Origin of the sequence: Vibrio sp. Vb1980, assembly GCF_033338615.1 — a bacterium.
GTDB classification, from domain to species: Bacteria; Pseudomonadota; Gammaproteobacteria; order Enterobacterales; family Vibrionaceae; genus Vibrio; species Vibrio alginolyticus.
Genome location: NZ_JAWOSZ010000040.1, coordinates 1 through 3,858, shown reverse-complemented (window position 1 = coordinate 3,858; position 3,858 = coordinate 1). Strand labels below are relative to the sequence as shown.

Below are 3,858 nucleotides of genomic sequence, written 5' to 3'. Positions count from 1 at the left end.
AACGAATTAGCTAAATCTTCCATGATTGATTATCTCCATTTCTGCGAGCGCATAACGCCCTGTTAAGGTGTGAGCAATGCAATACCGAAGCCTCCGCATGTCACCTTAATCACTAAAACCAACGCATAGTAAAAATGCCACGCGTTGCGAATCACTCTTAAACAGATTGTTATGTAGCTACTCGCCACCACCCACATCAAAAAGGTTTATACCACCAGAACTATCTAGGCTGGTATTCGTCACTTTACTATTAGGTTCTACATTTATTTCTGCATATAGTAAGTAGCTTTCAAATGATGGGACTTCAGATACGTTAAATAGGATCTTTCCGACAGACTTTTGAAAATCCAACAAGTCGCCAAGATCTTCATGTAGTTCCAAAGCCAACTCTTTACTGTATGGCAGCAACATGCCATAAGAAACTGATTTATAGAACCGGTCATTACTGCGATTAATCTGGTTCAATACCCTACTAATTTCACGAAACGAATAGATGTTCTTTTTCCCAAATTTAGCACACAGCTTAGGAGCTACATCTTTAGCCACTGACTGAACATAAGCCTTTTTATTCATGAGCTTAAGCATATCTATCCTCCTTGCTACATAACGCCCTGTTAAGGTGTGAGCAATGCAATACCGATGCTCCCGCATACCACCTTAAACACAAAACGCAACGCATAGCGAAAATGCCAAGCGTTGCGAATCACTCTTAAACAGATTGTTATGTTTATTCTGCTTCGAACTCAGCAATCAGTTCTTGAGCACGTGGACGGTACTGCTCATTATTTGCAAGAAAATCCTCAAGAGACATCGTTGTACTTTCTTCTTCCCAGTTAAAATGATCTACGGACCTAGAAGTACCCTTTCTTACTTGGTAAGTACCATTGTCTAGTTTGTCTAGAAAAATGAATGATTCATTATCGTGACCACTTACTCTGTGAAAAATCTGTTTACTTTTCATGTAACAGCTACTTAACCTGATAATTTGTTAACATCACCCTTACAAAAGTGAGTTTTATCCAGCTAAAGCAAAGACTTATAGCTGGTAACATTATACTTTGCCGTATTTAACCATTACCATCAATAGTTGTAGATTTACCGAATAAACATAACGCCTTGCTAAGGTGTGAGTAACGCAATACAAAAGCTACCGCACGGCGCCTTAAACACATAAGCCACCGCAAAGTAAAAATGCCACGCGTTACGAATCACTCTTAAGCAATTTGTTAGTACATGCGCTACTTCTATTTATGCGCTCCAAGATATTGAAAAGTAGCATGATATGAAAGGCTTTGAACACTGAAGTGAGACGGGCAGCTACAAAACTTTACCCCGATTGAAAGACGAAAGCTGGCTAGAAGAAAAACGCACTGAACTGCCCTACTTTCACTGGCTTTAAATTAAAAAAGGATTCTATCCTCGTCACTCAACAGCCACACCAAAAGTAATCAAGGCTCTCTCAAAAAACACCACGAAAATGAAAAAGCGCCAAAGAAATAGGCTAAGAGTTAGAAGCCGTAAACGGTGAAATCAAAGCGAACACTCCGCATATAGTGCCACCGGAAAGAACGTGAAAGGTACAAACTGAAAGGTGTAAAGACGAGCGCCAAAACAGATAAGCACCAAAACTTATGATCTTTGATGTCAAACCCGTACTAACGCCCAGTTAAGGGGTGAAGCACGCAATGACCAAGCCGCCGCATAGCACTTCAACACCGAAATCACCGCATGCCAAAAATGCCAAGCGTGCTGAATCCCTCTTGAACTGTTTGTTATGTTTAAGATTCAACATCTTACGTTAAATTATACTGAAGCTTAACCCGACTTACTTTTACAAACAAAAACCATAAGCTAAAAACTGGGTTAAATCATAGTTTGAGCAGTTTGGACTTAAACTGTTAGTACAGAAAACGCGATGACTGAAGCTCTAAGTTTGAGATTGAGCCAAATAAACTCACGTTAAACTTGATCCGAAATTCAATGAGGCAACTCTCAGAATTTTAGCGCCAAAGAATAAATGTCCGGAAAGCAGCGTCCAACGATGCCAACTTGCCGAAAAGACCTAAATTGGATGACTTAGGAAGCAAAGAAAAGACACAAGCTACTGATTTTACGTAATTAAACATAACGCCCTGTTAAGGTGTGAGCAACGCAATACCGAAGCTCCCGCATACCACCTAAAACATTAAAACCAACGCATAGTAAAAATGCCACGCGTTGCGAATCACTCTTGAACAGTTTGTTATGTTTTGTCTTACTCGGTGCGTAATTTATAGCTTTTTTTAAGTTGCTGTGCTTTGATTACAACAATTTTTGCACCCAACCTTTCATTGATACCCCGAACCTCTTTACGTATTAATTCCTCATCTTTTTTCTCAATGTTTACACCAAGAATCACTCTAGAAATTAATGACTGATCAAATTTATGGATACCATGCTCCATGGTAACAACCCTATATTCCTGCTCATATTTCCAATCGATTGACTTTGTAAAAAACATAGGCTCAACGGTATCACGATCTGGGCTCATTATATTTGTAATAGTAGGCATATCCTTAGAATAAGTAACCGGCTCGCCTATTAGATTTTCTACTATCGACTTCTCGCCTTGGAATTTATTTGGTTCAACTGTGAATTCGACTACAAAACCTCGGTGTTCACTAGCGTAGTGAGACCACATCAAAATATTATCTTCAGACAACGAAAAGCAACATACTCCAAAATTATCGATTAATTTACTAAATGTATCTTGCTCAAACTTACTAGTTAGCTTTTTTTCTGCTTTTTCAAGTAATTTTTTGCCTTTGTTTCTGCTAACCGCTCTATTTGCCCTGGCTTGTTGCGTGTAAATATCAGTATCCATAAAATTTTTAGCCGACTGTGTGTAGTCAATATTCGCGACACAATCAAAGGGATCGTTGAATTCAACTCTACTTGAAAACTTAATCGTTCCTTCACTAAGAACTTTTATAGAACCTTCTCTAAGGACATTTTTTCCTCCCTGATGTGTAGGTAGGTACTTATATATCTTCATTCAAATCTCCAAAAACATAACGCCCTGCTAAGGGGTGAGCAACGCAATACCGAAGCCGCCGCAAACCACCTTAATCACCAAATTCAACGCACAGTAAAAATGCCACGCGTTGCGAATCCCTCTTGAGCAGTTTGTTAGTCGCGAGGCACCGAGCGACAATTTTAAGCCGAACTAAACTTTGCGAACAACAAACCTTATGTGCTTTGATGCACTTAAGTCAGGCGTAGTCTCAAAGCGGCTAGTCAATGAAACCACTTGGAACAAACAACGCCGCAGAAAACGGACTGACAACACCAAAAAGCGCTTTTGGAAAGCCAATCTCACAGTGCGGACTTTCAACAAAGTTACTGAAACCACGTGGAACTTACAACACCAGAGAAAACGTCATTTCAGCGAGTTAATCGGCTTTTGTACCAACAAATTCACCGAGCGGAGTTGCAACCAAAAACAGACTCTCGATTGCCCTGCTCTGTCAGCACCAAAGAACAAAAAACGCTAGGACAATTGCAAAACTTGGACTTAAAACAGCTGAAAATGAGTTTGGACCAACGACGAGGAGTCTGTAAACCGAACAACAAGCAGCCAAATTTTAAGCTTAGAAACATGATTTTGACTGCTAGCTTTTTCTGGCGACTAACGCCTTGTTAAGGTGTGAGGCACGCAATGCTGAAGCCTCCGCATAACACCTTAACCACTAAAGTCAACGCATAGTAAAATTGCCACGCGTGCCGAATCACTCTTGAACAATTTGTATGGATAATAAGTACTCCAATCGGGTAAGGTGAGACCCAGACTTTAGCTGCAACTAAAGTTCTTCTATCTGG

3 protein-coding genes are annotated in these 3,858 nt (G+C 40.0%); all 3 read right to left on the bottom strand.

The genetic code is table 11. The annotated features are described in order from the left end of the window. Window positions 1-177: 177 nt before the first annotated feature. Window positions 178-585, bottom strand: coding sequence for a hypothetical protein (locus tag R7F64_RS23625; RefSeq protein ID WP_318072125.1), 408 nt, complete (start codon window positions 583-585; stop codon window positions 178-180). Window positions 586-727: 142 nt separating this feature from the next. Beyond that, window positions 728-961 carry a hypothetical protein gene (locus R7F64_RS23620; RefSeq protein WP_318072124.1) on the bottom strand — a complete coding sequence of 78 codons (234 nt, stop codon included), beginning with the start codon at window positions 959-961 and terminating at the stop codon, window positions 728-730. 1,293 nt (window positions 962-2,254) lie between these two features. Further along, entirely contained in the window at window positions 2,255-3,034 is a 780-nt protein-coding gene (locus R7F64_RS23610) for a DUF2971 domain-containing protein (RefSeq protein ID WP_318072123.1), read from the bottom strand. Between the last annotated feature and the right edge of the window lie 824 nt (window positions 3,035-3,858).

Excerpts from the sequence above, each read along its gene's own strand:
- R7F64_RS23625 (WP_318072125.1), bottom strand. The coding sequence starts at position 585 with ATGCTTAAGCTCATGAATAAAAAGGCTTATGTTCAGTCAGTGGCTAAA.
- R7F64_RS23620 (WP_318072124.1), bottom strand. The coding sequence starts at position 961 with ATGAAAAGTAAACAGATTTTTCACAGAGTAAGTGGTCACGATAATGAA.
- R7F64_RS23610 (WP_318072123.1), bottom strand. The coding sequence starts at position 3,034 with ATGAAGATATATAAGTACCTACCTACACATCAGGGAGGAAAAAATGTC.